Source organism: Armatimonadota bacterium, from assembly GCA_028871815.1.
Lineage (GTDB): Bacteria > Armatimonadota > Chthonomonadetes > Chthonomonadales > Chthonomonadaceae > REEB205.
This window is the reverse complement of record JAGWMJ010000014.1, coordinates 1-20,013: the sequence shown is the minus strand read 5'-3', so window position 1 is coordinate 20,013 and position 20,013 is coordinate 1. Positions and strand designations below refer to the sequence as shown.

At 61.7% G+C, this 20,013-nt stretch carries 16 protein-coding genes; 8 read left to right on the top strand and 8 right to left on the bottom strand.

The features are described 5' to 3' along the window. Positions 1-12: 12 nt before the first annotated feature. A complete protein-coding gene (locus tag KGJ62_14385) occupies positions 13-1,968 on the top strand; it encodes an ABC-F family ATP-binding cassette domain-containing protein (protein MDE2127766.1) in 1,956 nt (651 codons plus the stop codon). 1 nt (position 1,969) lies between these two features. On the opposite strand, the gene KGJ62_14380 is transcribed toward KGJ62_14385, so the two are convergent. The 5 genes from KGJ62_14380 to KGJ62_14360 all read right to left on the bottom strand — a co-directional run bounded on the left by KGJ62_14380 (position 1,970) and on the right by KGJ62_14360 (position 5,653). After that, on the bottom strand, positions 1,970-3,076 hold the full coding sequence (locus KGJ62_14380) for a bifunctional phosphoglucose/phosphomannose isomerase (GenBank protein ID MDE2127765.1): 1,107 nt from the start codon (positions 3,074-3,076) through the stop codon (positions 1,970-1,972). 8 nt (positions 3,077-3,084) lie between these two features. After that, on the bottom strand, positions 3,085-3,282 hold the full coding sequence (gene rpsR / locus KGJ62_14375; GenBank protein ID MDE2127764.1) for a 30S ribosomal protein S18: 198 nt from the start codon (positions 3,280-3,282) through the stop codon (positions 3,085-3,087). 96 nt (positions 3,283-3,378) lie between these two features. Beyond that, a complete protein-coding gene (locus KGJ62_14370; GenBank protein ID MDE2127763.1) occupies positions 3,379-3,846 on the bottom strand; it encodes a single-stranded DNA-binding protein in 468 nt (155 codons plus the stop codon). Between the two features lie 153 nt (positions 3,847-3,999). Next, positions 4,000-4,302, bottom strand: coding sequence for a 30S ribosomal protein S6 (gene rpsF / locus KGJ62_14365; protein MDE2127762.1), 303 nt, complete (start codon positions 4,300-4,302; stop codon positions 4,000-4,002). A gap of 202 nt (positions 4,303-4,504) precedes the next feature. Then, positions 4,505-5,653, bottom strand: a complete 1,149-nt coding sequence (locus KGJ62_14360) for an ABC transporter ATP-binding protein (protein ID MDE2127761.1) — start codon at positions 5,651-5,653, stop codon at positions 4,505-4,507. A gap of 288 nt (positions 5,654-5,941) precedes the next feature. On the opposite strand from KGJ62_14360, the gene KGJ62_14355 reads away from it, so the two are divergent. The 6 genes from KGJ62_14355 (at position 5,942) to KGJ62_14330 (ending at position 17,199) form a co-directional block, all read left to right on the top strand. Further along, on the top strand, positions 5,942-7,549 hold the full coding sequence (locus tag KGJ62_14355) for a proteasome accessory factor PafA2 family protein (GenBank protein ID MDE2127760.1): 1,608 nt from the start codon (positions 5,942-5,944) through the stop codon (positions 7,547-7,549). Then, positions 7,546-8,958, top strand: a complete 1,413-nt coding sequence (locus KGJ62_14350; GenBank protein ID MDE2127759.1) for a proteasome accessory factor PafA2 family protein — start codon at positions 7,546-7,548, stop codon at positions 8,956-8,958. Before KGJ62_14355 ends, KGJ62_14350 begins: the two co-directional genes overlap by 4 nt. Before the next feature lie 171 nt (positions 8,959-9,129). Further along, a complete protein-coding gene (locus tag KGJ62_14345) occupies positions 9,130-10,563 on the top strand; it encodes a proteasome accessory factor PafA2 family protein (GenBank protein MDE2127758.1) in 1,434 nt (477 codons plus the stop codon). A gap of 579 nt (positions 10,564-11,142) precedes the next feature. Next, positions 11,143-12,492, top strand: a complete 1,350-nt coding sequence (locus KGJ62_14340) for a carboxypeptidase regulatory-like domain-containing protein (GenBank protein MDE2127757.1) — start codon at positions 11,143-11,145, stop codon at positions 12,490-12,492. Between the two features lie 469 nt (positions 12,493-12,961). After that, the gene (locus KGJ62_14335; GenBank protein MDE2127756.1) at positions 12,962-16,246 is read left to right on the top strand and encodes a hypothetical protein; all 3,285 of its coding nucleotides are present in this window, start codon (positions 12,962-12,964) and stop codon (positions 16,244-16,246) included. Positions 16,247-16,332: 86 nt separating this feature from the next. After that, complete coding sequence (locus KGJ62_14330; protein MDE2127755.1) at positions 16,333-17,199, top strand: hypothetical protein; 867 nt, start codon at positions 16,333-16,335, stop codon at positions 17,197-17,199. 6 nt (positions 17,200-17,205) lie between these two features. Here the strand turns inward: KGJ62_14330 and KGJ62_14325 are convergent, their stop codons facing one another. Then, the gene (locus KGJ62_14325) at positions 17,206-18,204 is read right to left on the bottom strand and encodes an RluA family pseudouridine synthase (GenBank protein MDE2127754.1); all 999 of its coding nucleotides are present in this window, start codon (positions 18,202-18,204) and stop codon (positions 17,206-17,208) included. Between the two features lie 47 nt (positions 18,205-18,251). After that, positions 18,252-18,998 (bottom strand): YebC/PmpR family DNA-binding transcriptional regulator, encoded by a 747-nt coding sequence (locus KGJ62_14320; protein ID MDE2127753.1) that lies wholly within the window; start codon positions 18,996-18,998, stop codon positions 18,252-18,254. Positions 18,999-19,365: 367 nt separating this feature from the next. On the opposite strand from KGJ62_14320, the gene KGJ62_14315 reads away from it, so the two are divergent. Then, complete coding sequence (locus KGJ62_14315; GenBank protein ID MDE2127752.1) at positions 19,366-19,551, top strand: helix-turn-helix domain-containing protein; 186 nt, start codon at positions 19,366-19,368, stop codon at positions 19,549-19,551. Between the two features lie 151 nt (positions 19,552-19,702). On the opposite strand, the gene KGJ62_14310 is transcribed toward KGJ62_14315, so the two are convergent. Continuing rightward, positions 19,703-20,013 (bottom strand): hypothetical protein (locus tag KGJ62_14310; GenBank protein ID MDE2127751.1); only part of this gene is annotated, 311 nt, incomplete at its 5' end.

Below are 20,013 nucleotides of genomic sequence, written 5' to 3'. Positions count from 1 at the left end.
CGGCGCGCCACGATGAGCCTGCTCGTTGTGCAGGGCATAGAGAAGAGCTTCGGCGCCGATACGGTTTTGCATGGCCTGAATCTGCGGCTGGAGTGGCGGCAGAAGCTGGGGCTAATTGGCAGAAACGGCACCGGCAAAACGACGCTGCTCCGCATACTGGCCGGCCAGATGGCTCCGGACACCGGCACGATTCAGTACGCGCACGGCATTCAATTCGGCTATCTGCGCCAGGAAGCCGCGGTCGACTCGGAAAACACGGTACTGCAAGAAGCCGAGGCGGCATTCGCGCACGTTCGCGAAATGGAACGCCGGATGCACGAAGCCGAGCGGCAGCTCGCCGACCTGACGGGCGAAGAGCAGGCGGTCGTACTCGAGGAGTATGGCCTGTTGTGCGAGCGCTTCGATCAGATGGGTGGATACGAGGCCCTCCGCGACGTCCCGCTGGTGCTGTCGCGCCTGGGTTTTGCTGCAGCAGACCTTGATAAGCCATGCTCCAGACTCTCCGGTGGTGAAAAGACGCGACTGGCCATCGCCCGGCTGCTGCTCTCCGGTCCGGATATCCTCTATCTGGACGAGCCGACCAACCATCTGGATATTGAAGCCACTGAGTGGCTGGAAGGATATCTGCGCGACTTTGGTGGAGCGCTGCTTCTGGTTTCGCATGACCGCGTGCTTCTGGATCATGTCGTAACAGGAGTCGCTGAGCTCGAGCGCTCGGTGATCACAGTAACGCCGGGAAACTACTCGGCATGGCGCGTGCAGAAGCAGATGCGCGATCAAAGACAGGCTGAGGTGCACGAACGGGAGCAACGCGAGATCGCGCGCCTGACCGAGTTCTTTGAGAAGTGGAAGAACACGCCCTCGAAGCGATCACAGGCGGTGATGCGCAAACGGTGGGCTGACCGAATCCGTGCCGGCGCCACCGCGGCACCGGTCCGCGCCGGATCGGCGCCGCGGCTCGGCGTAAAGAGCTCCGCGATGAGCGGTGAAGAGGTGCTGGCCTTCAACGGGCTCGGCAAACGATTTGGTGACCGCGTGCTGTTCACGGGCCTTTCGGGGTTGATCCGGCGGGGTGAGCGCGTCGGCATCGCGGGTCCTAACGGCAGTGGCAAATCGACGTTCGTGCGCATGGTGATCGGACGTGAGGCGCCGAGCGAAGGCTACCTGCGGCTCGGGGCCTCCGTAACCATGGGCTATTTTGCCCAGGAGACCGGCGACCTGGATCTCGACTCCACGGTGATCGAAAACTTTCTCGCCGTGGCGGACGTTCCACCTCAGACGGCGAGGACGCACCTGGGCCGATTTCTGTTTACCGGCGACGACGTCTACCGGCAGGTCCGTCTGCTTTCCGGCGGTGAGAAGAATCGGCTGGCGCTTGCTCAGATCACCTGGCTGCGACCGAATCTGCTGATCCTCGATGAGCCGACGAACCATCTCGACGTGGAGTCGCGCGAGGCGCTTGCAGCGATGCTGCAAGCGTACGATGGCACGCTGCTGCTGGTGTCCCACGACCGGTACCTGCTCAACGCGGCTTGCGACCGAACACTGGCTATTGCCAACGGCGCGGCCGTGCTGTTTGATGGCACCTATAATCAGATGCGCGCCAGCGGCGTGTGGCCGAAAGCACCGACTCCCGATCTGGGTCCGATTGCCGGGCACGCAACTTCCGGTCAACCGCGAAGCGGCAGTCATCCGGATATTGATGCGATGAACGCCTTTGATCGAAACCGTGAACGCCGTCGTATGCGGTCGGTTCTGGCTGCGGCCGAAGCGGAGATTGCGCGGCTGGAGCGGCGACTGGGCGCGATCGAGAGCGCGCTCTCGGCGCCACAGCCCGGTGATGATATCGTCGGTATATCGCAGGAGCACGGCGGCGTTCAGGCTGCATTGAATCGCGCCCTGGCCCATTGGGAGGCGGCCGCGGCTCGATCGGAATACCTCGAAACTGCGTCAGCCGGGCAGCGTTGAGTTATGCCTTTGACATGGCGAGCTTTAGCGCGTCGATGGCGCCAATAGCTGTAGGGTCTACTCCACCGAGCAGTGCGCAATAGAGCGACACAAAGTCACCGTACAGGCATAACCACAGTAACTGCGTCAAGCTGCTGCCCGAGCACGCGCGGACCTCAACGGAGTCTACGTCGCTGCCGAGAACGCGCCGCGTAGCTTCAACCCGCTGCGTCATGCGGGAATCGCCAAATGGGCCGGTCGTCCGTAGCCACACCGGAAAAGAGTTCGGCGCTTGTTCAGCTATGCGGCCCCACGCCAATACTTCGTTGTGGTTCTGTTCGGGCAAGCCGCCGCTAATCGCGAGCATTTTGGCGTTCTCGTTCAGCTGGCATTTCCATCGGTAGGCCGCCACGTGACACAACGGCTCAACGCCATAGACCACCGGCAGAGCCTGCCAGAAGCGCAGCGCAAGGAGCTTGGCCGGATTCGACCGCGACGGCCTGTACGGCGCCAATTCGTCCGCCAGCCGGTGCAGCGCCTCTGCCGTCTCATCGATTGATTGCGGCAGTGCCGGTTGCAGCACCCCGGCGGCGCTAAGACCTTCAAGGAGCGGCATCAGCAGCCACCCAAGTGCCGTGCGCGGTGGCTGACCTTCGGGAATGGAGTAGACCGGCACGTTGTCTTCGGCGCACATCGCGGCGAGTTCGCCGCCACTCGTGATGGCAAAGCGGCGAAGCTGTCGCTCGCGAGCCGCGGCGTAGCCGGACAAGGTCTCCTCGGTGTTGCCGGAGTACGAGATCGCCACAAACATGGCGTCATCGCCTGCCCACGTGGGCAACCCGTAATTCCGCCACGGTATAACCGCGGCGGCGCCTGCCTCGGCAGAAATGGCGGCAGCGCAATCGGCCGCAATCGCGGAGCCACCCATGCCCGCGGCGATTACCAAACCGGGCCGCGCTCCAGACTGCGCGATTTGCGCGCCAACCTCGGCGGGCACCGCTCGCAACTGATCCGGCAGAGCGGTGATGAGGCCTGCCATACCGGCTGGATCCGCGGCGGCCAGGCCGTGCGTCGTCGTAAGCTGGTCCAGCCGCTCGGCCTCGCCTTCCAGAGGCGGTTCTGGAGCCAATGGACCGGCTAATCTACAACAAACGGCAGAATGGCGATGTCGCGTGCGCGTTTGGCGGCTTCGGTAACCATTCGCTGATGGCGGGCACATGTTCCGGTGGTGCGCCGCGGAACGATTTTGCCTCGATCATTGATGAGGCGCGTCCGAAATCGTCCGCTGCCCATCGCCTTGTAATCGAGCGAATCGAGGTGATCGGCACAGAACATGCAAACCTTGCGCCGCGGCCGGCGGAACTTGCTCGCCTTGGATGGCGGTCTACGTGGTGTTCCTGTCAACGTCTATCTGTCCTTTCGTCTGGAGGATCACTCCGCTTCAAACGGGTCTTTGTCACCTTCGGCGGCGTCGTTCGGTCCCGTTCCACTGAACGCGTCGGGTTCCGGCGCCGGCGCCGATGAGCGATGCCCGCCGGGATTGAAAGGTGCGTCCGCAACGTCTGGTGCGCTGTCGCCGCGTCCGCGGTCCAGCGCCTGTACGTCCTCCGCGACTATCTCTACCGTGCTCCGCTTGGTTCCGTCCTGTGCGGTCCACTGATTCGTCTGAAGCCGTCCATCTATAGCCACCAGGCGGCCTTTTTGAACGTACTGCTCCAGAAAGCGTGCGGATTGGCTGAACGCTACCGCGCTGAAAAAGTCGGCGACTTTGTTGCCGCTTTCGTCCTTGCGTTTCCTGTCCACTGCGATGCGGATTCTGGCGACCGGCGTGCCGTCGCCGGAGTACCTGATTTCCGGGTCGGCTACAAGGCGTCCGATGAGTATAACTCGGTTCAGCATGATTGGATCCTTCCGCGCCTGCTGTGGCGCTGGTTACTTGTGCTGCCGTTGTGGCTGAACCGGCGATGTTCGAGGTCGCCGCTCAAACAGGCATCACTCTACTACTGGCGCCACATCCGCAGATGCGGAAGACAATTGACCGTGGCGCGTCGGCTATTCCTGCCGCGTATCGGTGCGAGTAACCAGGTGGCGAAGGATCGCCTCGTCAATCCGCATCACCCGGTCCAGTTCCAGAGGCGCTTCGGATGCTGATTTGAACTGCATCAGCACGTAGATTCCCTCTTTGTGACCGGCAATCGGGTAGGCCAGCATTCGTCGGCCCTTATCCCAGAGTTCAGCAGAGGTGACCTCGCCGCCCTGGTCCGAAATCAACTTCGAAAACTTCTCGATCACGACAGGCACACCGTCGTCTGTGGTGTTCGGATCGATTATATACAGAACTTCGTAGTCACGCATTCACAAGTTCTCCCCTCGGACGGAACGGCACTGGTGAAAAATCGACCCGTGCGTTGGGCCTCGCAGTTCGGCGAGGCGGGAAGCGGGGCGCAGAGCGCCAGACCACACCGCTGCGGTCGCCTGCCTGTTCAAGCAGGGATGTTCAGGTTACCCGATATTCGCCCGGGAATACAACGTGCAATGGTTGTAAACAGGCATTTGCTCAGTAGAGGGTGCGCTCGGTCTCAATATCAAACAGGTGCGATTTCGCCATATCGAAGATCACGTTTAACGATCCCCCGGTCTCAGCCTTCGTGGAGCTGTCTATCATTGCATTTATTGGCACATCGCCGGCCTTGAGGTAGATCTCCACCTGATTGCCAAGTGGCTCCAGCACATCTACCGTGGTAGTAACGGTGTTTCCAGGCGCCGCAGCTATTAGCGAGGGAAGCGCACCGTCGTAGATGTCTTCTGGACGAATGCCGAACGTACATCTCTTGCCGTCGTATGCGGCAATCGCTTCGTTGAACTGAGCGGGGATGCTTACGCGGAAGCTGCCGGCATCCGCCCAGTACGTGCCGCCATCGGACCGAACGGTTACTTCCATAAAGTTCATTGCTGGTGAGCCAATGAACCCCGCAACGAAGAGGTTTGCAGGATGGTTATACAGTTCCAGCGGGCTGGCGACCTGCTGAACCAGTCCATTGCTCATGACGGCAATTCGATCGCCCATGGTCATCGCTTCAATCTGATCGTGGGTCACGTAGACCGTGGTGATCCCTAGTCGTCGATGCAGTTTGATCAGGTCGGTGCGAGTCTGCACGCGGAGTTTCGCGTCGAGATTCGAGAGCGGCTCGTCCATCAGAAAGACCTGCGGCTCGCGTACGATCGCTCTGCCCAGCGCCACCCGTTGGCGCTGCCCGCCGCTCAGTTCCTTGGGTTTGCGGTGCAGCAGTTGTTCGAGCCCGAGCATCGCCGCTGCCTCGCGCACGCGGTGGTCGATCTCGGCGCGCGTGAACGTCCGGCGGGAGTTGAACGGCCAGATACCTGCGGAGGCGGTCCTCTTGAGACGCAGACCGAAGCTCATGTTGTCGTAGACCGACATATGCGGGTAGAGCGCATAGTTCTGAAAAACCATCGCGATATCGCGATCTTTTGGCGAAACGTCGTTCACGTTCCGCTCGCCAATAAAGATTGTGCCGAGCGTCGCCTCCTCCAGTCCCGCGATCATCCGCAGGGCCGTGGTCTTTCCACATCCCGACGGACCAACCAGAACGATGAACTCCTTGTCCAGAATGTGCAGGTTGACGTTGTTGACCGCAACCACTTTATTAAAGTGCTTGCTCAGGTTCTCCAGTCGCACTTCCGCCATGCGTTACCTCGTTCCGTCACTCATTCTGCGTCGCATATTACCGGCTCCGCGACACACCGACATTGCAACGATTTGGGAGCGAGCTCCCTATAAATATACGGAAGAACCAAACACCGGGCCGGGGCCCGTCTTACGCAACGATCTCGACGCTGCGATGATTATAGGAGCAAGGCAGCACCGGAGTCAACGCATCGGCCATGCCGGCGCGGCCGGCTCACGGTCCCTGTCGCTCCAGCGGTGGTTCGCGAACCGCCGCCGCCCAACACGCCGAAGTTCAAGATACCAAGAATGGATGTGCAGCTACTCCCGAAAATAGTCGGCGCCGATGTAGAGCTGGCCAATACGATGCTGAACGCCAATGGATGGCCACAGTGGCCACACAATGCCTGCCGCCTGGTTATAAAACACGTGTGCGGTACGCGTTCGGTCGCGGCAGGATATGCATCCGATTCGCATTACGACCATGGACGCGTATGGCTCCAGAATGGTGGCTGTATCTACATTGACTGCGACCATCTGGAGGTCTGCACGCCCGAAACCCGCTCCGCGTTGGACTTCACGGCTGCGATCCATGCGATGTACCGTATCGCCGATACCGCGCGCGCGCGGGCTCAGGCCGTTGCGCCGTCTGGCTGTCGACTGGAGTTGCAGGCCAATACCTCGGATGGATTGGGAACCAGTTGGGGCGCGCACCTGAACGTGCTGCTCAGTGCCGCGGCATGGGACCGTCTCTTCGACCGGCGACTGGATTGTTTGTTGTGGTTGGCGAGCTACCAGGCCAGCAGTGTACTGTTCACGGGCCAGGGCAAAGCAGCATCCTGGTTTGATGCCGACGTGACGTACCAAATCTCCCAGCGAGCCGAGTTCACAACCACCTTAATTGGGCAGCAGACGACCTTCGCGCGGCCGCTGGTCAATTCACGGCGCGAGACGCTCGCCGGAGAGGCGAGCGCCGCAGCGCGCCTGCACTGTATCTCGTTCGACAGTACGATGTGCCAAACCGCCACGTATTTGAAGGCCGGCGTGCAGCAGCTGATCGTTGCGATGATCGAAGCCGAGGTCGCGCCTGAGGTTGGCTGCCTTTTGCGCGACCCTGTGCGTGCATTTCAGGCGTACTCCGACGATCCTGAACTGAGGCAAACAGCGGAACTGATTGGTGGGCAGCATGTCCGCGCTGTAGAACTGCAGGTGGCCTTTCTTGAGGCGGCTGAAGGGTTTGTGCGATCGGGCAGGTGCGGTGATGCCGTACCGGGAGCGGATCGGATTCTCGGCGTCTGGCGGTGGGTTCTGGAACAACTCAGCGCCCGGCGACTCCGTGAACTGGAACCACACCTCGATTGGCTGCTCAAACGTCGCATGCTGTGCCATGCGCTCGAGGCGGATCACAGTTTGACCTGGCGTTCACCCGCGATTGAACTGCTCGACCGGCGCTACGCCGACCTGAATGCGGATGTCGGGCTCTACTTTGCCTGCGAGGCAAACGGCCTCACGCACAACATCGTGACGGAGGAGCAGATTGAGCGTTTCGTTGCTTATCCACCAGTCGATACGCGCGCATCGGTGCGGGCCGGAATCCTGGCGCGCATCCCATCGCACGTAACGGTGAACTTCGTGGACTGGCATCAGATCTCTCTTGGCCAGCTTGCCGATGTCCGCTACCGTATCGGTATGCCGGAACCCGCAGATCCGGCGGCACCGAACGGCCGGGCCACACTCGCCGAGTTTGTTCGCGACTGTGCAGCCAGCGGATCCGCGTCAGTTTCCGTGGGCCAGGCTCCGGCGGCCACACCCTGCACCCCGAAGCGCACCGTAACACCAGCCGCGTACACTTGCGGCGACGGGTATCCGCCGTCGCACGCGGCACAATTGGCGACTATTACAGAGGAACGGCAATGACCATCGGCCAGCTGTTGCGAAGCCAGCAGAACACAGGCGTTCGGACGGTTTTCGGAATGGAAACGGAGTATTTTCTCCAGGGTGGTTCAAACAGGCTGGCGAAGACGCCACAGCAGTTGACCGTCCAGCTGCTGACCTGGATCGAATCCAACCTCCCTTGCGCCGCTGAAGGCTTCTGCCTCTACCTGCCTAACGGTGGCCGCTGTTACGAGGATATTGGCAACCACCTGGAAATCACGACACCGGAGTGCGAGTCGCCCGACGAGCTCGTCCGGTTCGCGTGCGCCGGGGATCTCTTGCTGGCCGAAGCTATCAAGCAATGCTACCCAAACGACAGATCGGTAACGGTATGGCGCGGATTCGCCTCCTACCATGACGGCCTCGTAGTCGCATCCAGCCATGAAAACTATACCGCCCGGAATGCGGCGACCGACTACGAGGCGCTGCTGCTGCCGTTTTTGATCACTCGCATCATCTTTACAGGTTCGGGCGCGATGGACTGGAGCGGCGAACGACCACATTTCGTCCTCTCGCCCCGCGCGGCCTGTATCAATTACTCAAGCCTCAGTGATCGTCGGCCCACATTGTGGTCCCATCGTGAAAGCCTATGCTCCGCACGGCATCGCGTCCACCTTACGACGGGAGATGCACATGGGGGCGAGTTTACGCTGTTTCTCCGTGTAGCCGCCACGGCGCTCGTGCTGGCGGCGGCCGACGTGTTATGCGACCGCCGACCTCTGGTCGATCTGGAGCGGCCAATGGAGACAATGGACCAGTTGAACCGTGACCCAACGCTGCGCACGCTGCTGCCAATGAAAAATGGCCTTAGTATCTCTCCGTTCGATATTCAGAGGCGGTACATCGAGTTCGTCGAACGAGCGGCAGCAACGGCTCAGTTTCCGTCATGGACGGCGAAAGCACTTCAGCTCTGGAAGACGACCATCGATCGACTGGAGACTGACCCCCACAGTTTGGACACGACACTGGACTGGCGGATTCGTTTTCGCGCGTTGGCACAGGTTCGCGACACCATGTTCACCCACGTAAGAACGTTCCGGCGAGCGGTCGTCCTGCTCCGCACATTCGATTCACACTTCCTCGCCGTGGGAGAAAGCGGCTTTCAACAACAGCTGGATGCTAGCGGCGCGCAGGTGGTGCGCAGCGTTCCGATTCAAACAACGTGGGATGAAGTGGTGCTCGGCGCCCCAGCTACGACGCGCGCGTCGCTGCGCTCGGAGTGGATACGCGCACATTCCGCCGCCGGACTCGAGTGCAAGGCGAGCTGGGACGCTCTCGCTGGCCCGGAGACGAGCAAGAGAATCCCGAAGCTATTTCGAGATGAGTACAGCCCTCGATGGCTGCGCGGATTCACCGCTGCAATCAGTGCCGCGAGTCAATTCGGGCCCTAAACCTTCTACCGCATGGAATCTACGCTTCGCGTTGAGTACGACGCCGCCGTGGCGCGTCCGGGTCGGACGACTCGACTCTTCGGCGACATCGCAACGAAATGTCGTGCGGCTGCTTATCGATAATACAGTGAGCCGGCTCACGGTGGAAGCGATGTCGGCAGGAGGTGTCTCGTGCGGAGCAGGGGTCCGGTTCGGTCACTTATTGGTCTGGAATCCGAGTTCTTCATCGCGCCGTTGGCCACGAATGGGCGCGCCACCGTACACCACGGCGCCGGCGCGCTCCTAAGGGCCGTCCGGCACACGGTGAAGGTGGTCGCGTCCTATGACGGAAGGCTGTACCTGCCGAACGGAGGCTGTGCCTACCTGGATATCGGCAGTCACCCGGAGTACGCGACGCCGGAATGCGAAACGCCCGACGAGTTGGTCCGTTTCGCGTTGGCCGGCGATCTGCTATTCCTCGACGCATCGCAGCGTGCGGTGGAGCACAGCTCACGACTGGCCGAGCTTCGCGTTTGGCGCGGCAGTGTCACGTACTCCGACCGGCTAGTCACCTGTGCCAGTCACGAAAACTATTCTGTGCCAGACATGGCGAGCGAACTGTGGCGGTACTTCGTTCCATTTCTGGTGACTCGTGTCATCTATGCCGGCTCTGGTGGGCTCGAGCCGCACGAAGGCAGCGTAAGGTTCACCCTCTCACCTAGAGTGGACCGGCAGGCCTTGGGCGCCGGACCAAGGTTCGCCTTTAAGTGTGCCGAGGGAATCCGTGGGACAGCAAGGCTGCACCTTGCCTGTGGTGACGCTCTGGCTAGCGAAACCTCACTGTTTCTTCGCGCGGCTGCCACGGCCCTGGTAGTGGCAGCGTTCGAGGTAAATCCGAAATGTGTGCCGCATATTGAATTGGCAAACAACTATGACGCGATGTGTGTTGTAGCCGCGGACGCAAGCTGCAAGGCGGAGCTGCCCCTGTCCGATGGCGGGACGGATACAGCCATTGGTATTCAGTGGCGATACCTGGAGTATGTATCCGCCGCGTGCAAGACGGGCCGAATGCCGGCGTGGGCGGACGACGCCGTAAACCTATGGGCACGGATTCTGACCGATCTTGAGGAGGATATTGAGCGCCTCGATTTCGTGCTCGATTGGCGGATTCGGCTTCGGACCTTCAACGCCGATCAGCGCCTTGCCGCTGCGCTGGCCGGAGCGTGCAGCGACGTAGAGACCGTGCGCCGCCTTCGCCACCTGGATCGCCGCTTTCTATGGCTTGGTGAAGGAGGTGTTTTTTCAGACATGGATGCCGCTGGCGTATTGCGCCACGCAATCCCCGGCTTGCGGCCAAGTTGGGCGGATGGCGTCCTCTCGTCGCCGGCAACGAGCCGCGCCCGTTTTCGGTCTGCATTCGTTACGCAGACGCGCAAGGCCGCGCGCCATCGGGTCTGCGATTGGTCCTTGTTAAGGTGTAAGGCCCTTGGAGCAATATCGGAGATTCAGCTTGACCAGATGTACACGGACGAGTACATGCCGTGGCAGCTGAATCGGCTTGAGGAGATCGGCATAATCGAACCGCCACCATCTGTGGTCCATGCCTGCCAACAGTCGGCGGCTTGACTCGGTCGGCGGCTGCGAGTTGTGTTTTTCGACTTGCGAAGGAGCGCTTCGATGCTGCCGCGGGAGCGCCGGCCGGCGACGATCGTTGGGTTGTGCTCGCGCCGACCCATAAGCCAACGTCCTGCGCAGACGACGCGGCAAGACGGTGGAGCAAACCGGCGCCGCATCGCCGGATATATGGTGATTGGACTAATAGGTCTATGATATAATGCCAGATAGGTGACTGCGCGACCCGCCGAGTGGAGGTGACCGATGGAGGTACTCTCTATCCCAACAGGGCTGTGACCTCGCCTGGCCTCAGGTACGTAACTGCGGGCGCAGGGCCACGGCCGGTGCTCGCTCAGACGACGGTGCCTGAGCTTCTCGCCATCAGAATCCCCCATACTCAACCAGGAGGGACACAGAATTAACCGATACTTCCAAGCCAGGGTCCGGCCGGTCAAGTGGATCGCTGCCGCTGCTCTGCCCATATTGGTACTCGCAGGTACTGCGTGCGGCGGCGGCGGTGGACCGGCTGTCAAACCGGCGCCAGCCGGAGCGCTCGTTTCAGGAACCATTACCGATCCGTCCGGTTCAGCGATGGTTGGCGCAGCGGTCACTCTTGGAACCACTACCGTCACGTCCACGCAGTTTGGCGATTATCAGATCACGGGTGTACAAACGCCAACCGGCTCGGCGCCGCTGATCACCACAGTCTCTGCACGGATCACATTGAACGGCGCAATATGGTCGGGCCAGAACACCGCGGTAATACCCGCCGGAGCTACGGTGGCCAGTAACGTGCACGTGGTGGTTTCGAACCAGGCCAACCAGGGTGCGATAACCGGTACGGTTTCCGATGCGAACGGCGCACCCATCAGCGGCGCACAGGTGGTGGCGGCCATCCCGGATACCACCGATTCCACGCGCTTCACCAACCTTGCGTCGTGGGTGGCGTTTACCAATACCTCCGGCGTCTACACGTTTCCGGTGCTTCCCGGTGGGTTTAACTACACCCTGGTCGCGTCGTTTCCAGGCGACTTCAACTCAACCCAGCACAGCCAGACCTTTACCGGCGTCACAACCACACAGTCATTCACGCTGGCCGCCGGATCCAGCCAACCAATCAATCCACCGACGAACCTGACATCGGTCGCCATCACTACGCCGACGGTGGATTCCAGGGCTGTGGGCGGTGACATCGTGTCGCAGACGGCAATCAACGCGCTGCGTCATTGGGTGCTGGCGCGACGCCACCTCCTGGGCCACCGCTTTGCATCTGCCGGCAAAACCACGATCAAGAACCGTGGCGGGCGCAGTACGCCGGCCGGGAGCATCATCGAAAGCGATATCTTCTGGGATTACGACACGGCGACGAACCTGTACGGATTCGAGATACTGCGGTCGGTGGCCGATGCCACGCACTATGCCACACTCGCGATATTGCGCGATCCGCTTGCCGACCGGTATTCGGATGTCGATCCGGCGTTGACGCCCGACGTGTTCACGTACTACGATGTTGCCGCACTGGATACAGTGAACTTCCCGGCCGGCAATGCGGCGGGTGAGAGCGCGCCAAGCCAGCCCCAAACCGTTGTGCAACCGCTCGGCCCGATCTCGCTCACCTCGCCGGCGATGGGGTCGAACGTGAGCAGCAGCACGCCTACTCTGCAGTGGACGGCGGTGAACCGGGCCACGCTGTATCAGGTGCTGGTCTACGACGCGTTTCCAAGCTACCAGTCGGATACCGATCCAAACGGCATCTTGCCGATCTGGCCGGCGGACCCCAACAACCCCGGCACCAGCCTGGTATCGGCGCCGGCCACTTCCGTCGTATACGGCGGTCCGGCATTGGTCAGTGGACATACCTACTACTGGGCCGTCCTGTCGGAGGATAAGGTCGCAGCGGACTTCTCCGTCAGCCCGGTTCGGTCGTTCGTCGCGCCGTGAGGTTCGCTTGGAGCGCCGGCGGCGTGGCGTTGCCGTGGGCGCTCCGTACCGCCGGGCGCCACTATCTGCGGCGGTATGGAGTGGAACGGCCGAAACCGGGCCTCAACGCTTCGCGCCATTGAGTTGGGAGTATTCCGGATGCAACGCAGTGCGGCCGGCGCGACCTGACTGCGTACAGATACTGCGGTGTCGCCCGCGTTCGCGCTGTTGTTCGGAATACTGTACGTTCGGATCGGTGCAAAACAGTACGCCTACCTTCTGGGTGACGTGCCTGTGACGGTCGATGCTGCGCACGATACGCATGCCGAGGTTTGGCGGCGCTCGGCTGGGCCGACATGCGCGACCGGCAGCCGCAGCACGCGTATGGTATAATCCAGCAGCCGTTGCAGCAACCCCCGCGCGCCGGCGCCGCCTAGAGGATCAACGCTCCCCCGACCGTTTCCGGCTTTTGCAGGTGAGGAGGCCGTCTGTGAGCTTGAGGTTCCCGGTGCGATCGCTTGTCTTCGTGCTCCTTGCAGCGCTGGCTCCTCAGTTCGCTTCCGCACAGCAGTACACCAACATCGTCAACACCCGCTTTCGTGCCGTCAGCAGCGGCCCGCAGAGCGCTTACGTGCTGGACGTAAACAACCCCAACGATTACCCGGCGATCGACGACCAGATCAGTCGCGAAATACTGCCGCAGGTGCAGGCTGCCGGTACCGTAGCCGAGCGCGAGCTCCAGTTCCTCATTCGCAACCACCTTGCCGCGCGCGGCGCACGCATACCCCTGGCCGCCACTGTTCTGCTGCGGCAAAACGGCAAGCTGCTCGTACCACAGATGCGCCGGATTACAAGGGCGCCGGATCCGCCGAATACCAACGAGCTCACGTTTACGGTGCCCACAACCGGCGCGTTCTCCTGGCCGACCTCCGGCCCAAATAACGCACAGGCGATCGTCAACCTCGTCAATCTGCTCTACCCCGCCATCAAGCAGATTATGGGCCACCCGATCCTGGGTGGCAACATCACGATCTTCAACCGTGACCCTTACGCCTCTCAAGTGCAGGGTATTGAAGGCGCGTTGCTGGTGATACATGCTGACGGGACTTCGGAGATTTGGCTGCCCTCGTTTGGCGATTGGCAAAGCCGGTTTCTCGCGGTGGCGCAGGTGCTGGCTCAGGCATTCCACGGAGGCGCCAGCATGGCGTACGACGCGTGGGAAAAGGGCATGGCCCGTGCGGTGGCTCTTGTGGCCGCCCGAAATCTGCGCGCTCAGTACGAGAATCTGCCGGCGACGGCGCAGCCGTACGGCAACGACGTGCCCGATGCCGATCCCGGACTTGCGCTCAACTTGTACTACACGCCATTCTATGACCTCGAGAACGAGCCTGCGCTCGGCAACAACACCTTCTCGCCGGCCAGCCAGAGCGGTCAGCCTGTAAGTAACAACCTCGGCGGCATGCTCATCCCGCGAATGCAGATGGCTGCCGCGGCCTGGCTGAAGTGCTACATCGAAAACCCCGATTTCTTCGTTGCATTCAACAACGGCTTGTCTCCAGCCACCGCACCCGGCGGCTACTACCTGGCCTATCAGCAAGACGTTACGGTGGCGAACGATACCGTCCGCCTGAGGGCACTTGCCCTGGCGGCGCTCAGCAATGGCGGCGGCGCCGCCACCGTCGAGATGACTGATTTCAATACGTGGTTCCAGCAACAGTATGTGCTGGATACCAGTATCACTGCGGGGACCAAGCTTTACACCTACACGACGCCCGCAACGTCAACCAATCCGTCCGGTGGTACCAACAGCGGGGCAGCGGTATTCACGGTTTACTACCTCACGACGCCGACCGGTGACGAGAACAACCTCAGCGGCACCGCCCAGGTTGTCTATTGGGACAACACCTTCACCAACCGCCTCGATTTCGGTCAGAACTACGACTCGGTGCAGATCAGTGATGGCTTTGGCTCGGTCGCTCCCGTTTTCAGCGGCCTGGGGCAACCTCCGCAGCTGCGATTGGCTATGGACTTTCTTATTGCCAATAGCTACGTTCGCGTCTACTATCCAGTCGATGAAGAGAACGGAGCAAACGGCAATCCGAACGACTTTGCGGGAACAACCGTTGGCGCCGATAGCGGAACGGTTTCGGTGAGTTACGACGGTGGCAGCGGCGCCGTGCCGGCGGCCGCCGTACAAGGCGCGTTTGGCGCTCAGGGCTCCTCCGGCGCCGTCCCCAACGGTTTCAGCCGTACCCACATCGATTTCACACCAACGGGTGGCACCGTGGTGCACTTTCAACGTAACACCGCATTCAACAACACATACTCCATTGCGCCGATCTGGGTCCTGCAGACACCGGCGCCGGCAACGACACTCGCCAACAGCTTCGCCGCCGGTCCCGCTATGATCTCGCTGCCTCTGCTCCCGTATACCCACGACATGGCGGCGGCGCTGGGCATTAACCCCAAGGCTGCGCTGCTGGCCCAATGGGACCAATCGGGACCAACCGCACCCAGCACGGATAACTATAACCGGTATCCATCTCTGCCGCTCTACCAGCCGGGTTATGGGTTATGGAGCAACTTTGCCACCACGATCAATACCAGCGTCTTCGGCGAAAGCACGGCCGCTCAGCCGGTCATCAGCGTCTCACTCCAGTACGGCTGGAACCAGATAGGACCGCCATACAACAGCTCCATCGATCTCTCGACGCAGGTGGATGTTGAGTACCTGGGTCAGGTAGCTACGCTGGCAAATGCAATAACTCAGGGCTGGGTGGCTGCCGGCGTATTCAGCTTTACCACGGCAGGAGGCTACCAGGACATCACCGCGGCGGGGCAGCCCAACGCGCTGGCGCCGTGGCAAGGTTACTGGATCCGCGTCATGGTACCGGAAGGCGTCATTCTCAGCTACGACAATCCGCAGCCGCTCACGCCGGGCAACCGTAGACTCGGCGCACCCAGCCGCACACCGGCTGCGCCGACGGGCATTACCGGTGTACATAACGGCTGGCAGCTTCAGATGATGCTTCGTGACGCGCAAGGGCATTCGGCCTCGGCAGTGTTCGGTCAGTCGCCACGCGGAAGCGATGCATACATCTCGTCGTTGGATGCCGCATCGCCGCCTCCATTTACAACTGGAGCCACCCTGCTCGCCGTCTTTCCACACGCCAACTGGAGCGCCGGTTACGGTTCTGCCGGCGGGAACTTCGTTTCAGATATTCGCCGCCTTGGCTCCGCCAGCCAATGGAACCTGACCGTGCAGGTACCCGCCGCTGGTGATGCCACCACGATTGCCTGGACGGGCACGGCGAAACTGCCCCGCGGTATGAGGCTTACCCTTACCGACCTCTCCACCGGTGCGCAAGTGCTGATGAACAGTGTTGCGGCCTACTCGTTTACCGCGGCGCCGGGCGAATTGACGCGCAGTTTCCGTGTTACGGCCGTGCCCAACTCCGCACCGTCTGTCACCATTCTCAACGCGTTCGCCACGCTACCGCCGTTCGCTCGCGGGCGAGCGGTCAGCACGGCGGACATTCATTACGAACTGAGCGCCGCGGCCCAGACGCGCGTGGAGATCCAGTCCGCCGGGCGCGTCATTCGGACACTGTCCAGCGGACGCGCCGCATCTTCCGGAGCCAATTCGGAGGTTTGGGACTTACGCGATAACACCGGCCGCGGCGTGCCGGCCGGGACGTATATCGTGGTCATCACTGCTCAGGCCGCCAGCGGCGAGAAGACGCGCGTCGCCGTGCCGCTGCTCGTAACCCGATGATAGCTCCAGAACGGCCGCTGAAGCCAGAAACCATGGTCAACTGCACACATAATCGCGTCTCTATGTCCCTGTCGCGAGCTGTCCGTATGGCGCTCGCAGCCACCGTGGCCTTGATCGCCGCCGGGTGCGGTGGCGGCGGTGGTGGTACCACGCCCACGGGCACCACCGCAACTGGAAAGGTTCTGGAGGTGGAGACCAACCAGCCTCCCGCCACGGCGGCTCAGGTGAGCATCAACGGCCACACCACTACCACCGCAGCCGACGGTACCTTCACCGTCACGGGGCTCTCCGCCGGGTCGGCAGCCGTGACGGTAACGGCTACCGGCGAAATCGCCGGCCACTTCACCACTTCGCTGATTGCCAATACATCCAACAACCTGGGCAACATCTTCGTTTCAGCTGCCGGTTACACCGCCGCCGTAAGCGGCCGCGTCGTTGTGAATCTCAAGGGGCTGACAACGCCGGTGGCAAATGCTCTGGTAACCATATCAGGGAGTTCGGCAACCTCCGCCGTGGATGGCACGTTCTCCATCGGCGGCCTTCCGGTTGGCCTCATCGGAGACGGCAACACGCCGGTGGGCACCATCACGGCCACTGGGTACCAGACGCGGCAAATCTTCCTTCAATTTGCGCTCGGCGCATCGCCACCCGTGAACAATCTCGGCGACCTGCTGGTGGCCGCACCGATCGGGGCAACGCCCGGGCCGCCGAACGATATCACCGGCCAGGTTACCGTGGGCGGCCAGGCTGCGCCTGCCGGGCTTACGGTTACGCTGGTGCAAAATGGAACGACGATAGGTACAACCACCACCGATTCTACCGGGAGCTATGGCTTTTGGGTGGCCGCCGGCGTCTATAGCATTTCGGCGGCTTCGGGCACGAAATCGAACACGGTGACTGTCACGCTCACGAGCACGGATGTGCCGGTTACCGCGCCAGTCATCGCGTTGTAGGTCGCTTTACAGCTGTCGCAAGGCGTCGACAAGCGCCTGCATCACCGGCGGCATCGGCACTTCAAATTGAAGTTCCGTACCATCCACCGGATGTCGGAATCGCAGCCGGAACGCGTGGAGCGCCTGGCCGCCGAGCTCCGAAATGGCTCGCTCAACCGGCGCCCGCTTCGCTGCGGAGTTGATGGTTGACGGAAGTTTACGCATGCCTCCATACAGCGGATCGCCGACGACCGGATGGTTGGCATATTCGCAGTGGACGCGGATTTGGTGGGTTCGTCCGCTTTCCAGTTCCGCGTCGAGCAGTGAGCAGCAGCCACGGTATCGCTCGACGACGTTCAAGTGTGTCCGGGAAGCCCTGGCGCCGTTTGCCGCCGCAGCCAGCACCGCCATCTTCTCCGGGTGCGACTTGTGGCGGCCGATTGGAGCGTCCACCGTGGCGCGCTCCCAACGTGGCGAACCCCAAACCACGGCCCAGTACTGACGCTTCACGCTTCGCTCCGCCAGCTGTTGTTGAAGCGCGGCGAGGGTGGAATCCGTTTTGGCCGTCACCAGCAGTCCGCTGGTAAAGCGATCCAGTCGATGCACGATGCCGGGTCGAATGGCGCCGCCACGCGGCGCAAGTTGCGCCATGCGGCCCAACAGGGCGTTCACCAGCGTACCCGAAGGCGCGCCAGGCGCCGGGTGTGTCACCATACCGCGTGGCTTGTTGACGACCATCAGGAAGTCGTCTTCGAAGACGACTTCGATGGGTATCGACTCCGGTTGTGCCGTGGAAACGGAGGGCGCGCACACGTCGATTTCAACGCGGTCGCCCGTATGCAGCCGGTAGGAAGACCGTTCACGACGTCCGTTTACCCAGATGCCGCCCGGCTCACTTTCGGCAACCGCGGCCAGTCTTTGGACAGCGGCACGCGAAACACCCGCGAGATGCGCCGCTGCAAACTGATCGAGTCGCGAACCGGAGTCCCCGTCGGTGATCGTAAGGCAAACGCGGTCTGTGAGGATTTCTTCGGGTACGTGGTCCCGGTCGTCGTCTGTCAAAGCAGGTCGGCCTACCCAGCCGCAGCCAGCGCCTCTTCGCTCAGGTCGGCGTTCGAGTGGACGTTCTGTACGTCTTCGTTGTCGTCGAGGGCATCCAGCAGCCTCACCATCTGCTCGGTTTGTTTGTCATCCAGTGTGACCGTGTCCTGGGCTTCCAGCGTGAGATCGGCGGTTTCAATGGGGATGCCTGCCGCCTCGATGGCGTCGCGAACCCGGCCGAAGTGTTCCGGCAAGGCAAGCACCTCAAACCGCCCATCCTCGGATCGTATATCATCCGCGCCGGCGTCGATCGCAACACCAAACAGCGCCTCCTCGTCGGTCTTGGTCTGGCTTACGGCGATCAGCGCTATCGGCTTGAAGCGGTAGGCTACCGAGCCGCTCTCTCCCATTCTGCCGCCGCACTTAGTGAAGATGCTGCGGATGTTGGCCACGGTGCGATTGCGGTTGTCGGTGGCGCACTCCACCAGCACGGCCACGCCGCCGGGACCGTAGCCTTCGTAGGTGACCTCTTCGTAGGAAGCGCCATCAAGCTCTCCGGTGCCACGCTGGATGCTTCGCTTCACATTATCCTGCGGCATCGAGTTGTCGCGGGCTTTCTGCATCGCCAGCCGCAAGCGCAAGTTGGTATCGGGATTGCCGCCGCCGGCGCGCGCGGCCATGATGATCTCTTTGGCCAGCTTGGTAAACAGGTTGCCACGCTTGGCGTCCTGCGCGCCTTTGCGCAGGCGGATGTTATGCCATTTGGAATGGCCAGACATATCAGGTCTCCTTACACCGCAACGGGCCCACCGGCCGCGGGCGACAAAGTGCCGGGCGGCAACGGCCCATTATAACACAACTGCCCGCAGGCGGATTTTTGCCGAGGCCTTGACCGAGGCCTGACCGAACCAGAGTCCCTGCATGTGCAGAATCCTGACCGAAGACCCCGATGCGTTCCTTCGTTTAGGGAGGGTTCCTTCTTAATCGGGGTTCGGGGCATGAAAGGGCGTATGAGCCGGGAACCCTGACTACATGATCGGCTGCGTACGTAGGCAACAATCCCTTGCAACCACGCAGGCGTAATGACGCACTTTCGCCATGCCGTGGAAGGCGATTAGCTCGATAGATGAGCGGCGCCCGTTCGTTGTGAAAGCACATTGCGGCCTGCATGGGTTCGCGGAGTTGTGCGAACCATTCGGCACACGCCGGTCCACGGGCTACAAATGGGTGTCACATTTTGCTGCGGATGGCTTCGCAGGCTTGGCTCAGCGTTCAAACGTTCCTCGGTCGGGTCCACATCGCACACCGGAGGCCATCTGCGCGCTGTTGTGAGCTCAGGGCCAGCGGCGCCACAGTTGGTGGCCCAAGCAACTGCTGGCGGTCCTGTCACGCCTGGAGCCGGAAGGCAGCAGCGCCAGCCAGGCCGGCCGCCCACGGCTTGCGGTCAGGCGGAACGAACCACGTCCCGTCGATGCCGGGCGACCTACCGCAGTACGGTTATCGTGACGGGGTTGGTGGCGTACGCATAAGGCGGCTGCTGGCCGTCGAATACGCCTCCAATCGAACCAGCCAGCCAGCAGGCTATCTGCCAGCGGCCGGGAGGGAGGGTGAGATCGGGTACAGGATAGGACACGGTTTCGTTATTATAAATCGTGAAGGTGTCGATCTCGCCGCCGCTTCCGGTTACGAAACCGCCGATCTGCGAACCGATCAGATGCACGGTTTGAGATGCATCGGTCGCGTCGGCAAAGAACCAACCGCCCGTGGATACCGTCGGCTCAATACCGCCCGGAT

Excerpts from the sequence above, each read along its gene's own strand:
- KGJ62_14385 (MDE2127766.1), top strand. The coding sequence starts at position 13 with ATGAGCCTGCTCGTTGTGCAGGGCATAGAGAAGAGCTTCGGCGCCGAT.
- rpsR (MDE2127764.1), bottom strand. The coding sequence starts at position 3,282 with ATGTTCTGTGCCGATCACCTCGATTCGCTCGATTACAAGGCGATGGGC.
- KGJ62_14370 (MDE2127763.1), bottom strand. The coding sequence starts at position 3,846 with ATGCTGAACCGAGTTATACTCATCGGACGCCTTGTAGCCGACCCGGAA.
- rpsF (MDE2127762.1), bottom strand. The coding sequence starts at position 4,302 with ATGCGTGACTACGAAGTTCTGTATATAATCGATCCGAACACCACAGAC.
- KGJ62_14360 (MDE2127761.1), bottom strand. The coding sequence starts at position 5,653 with ATGGCGGAAGTGCGACTGGAGAACCTGAGCAAGCACTTTAATAAAGTG.
- KGJ62_14355 (MDE2127760.1), top strand. The coding sequence starts at position 5,942 with ATGGATGTGCAGCTACTCCCGAAAATAGTCGGCGCCGATGTAGAGCTG.
- KGJ62_14350 (MDE2127759.1), top strand. The coding sequence starts at position 7,546 with ATGACCATCGGCCAGCTGTTGCGAAGCCAGCAGAACACAGGCGTTCGG.
- KGJ62_14340 (MDE2127757.1), top strand. The coding sequence starts at position 11,143 with ATGGTTGGCGCAGCGGTCACTCTTGGAACCACTACCGTCACGTCCACG.
- KGJ62_14330 (MDE2127755.1), top strand. The coding sequence starts at position 16,333 with ATGGCGCTCGCAGCCACCGTGGCCTTGATCGCCGCCGGGTGCGGTGGC.
- KGJ62_14320 (MDE2127753.1), bottom strand. The coding sequence starts at position 18,998 with ATGTCTGGCCATTCCAAATGGCATAACATCCGCCTGCGCAAAGGCGCG.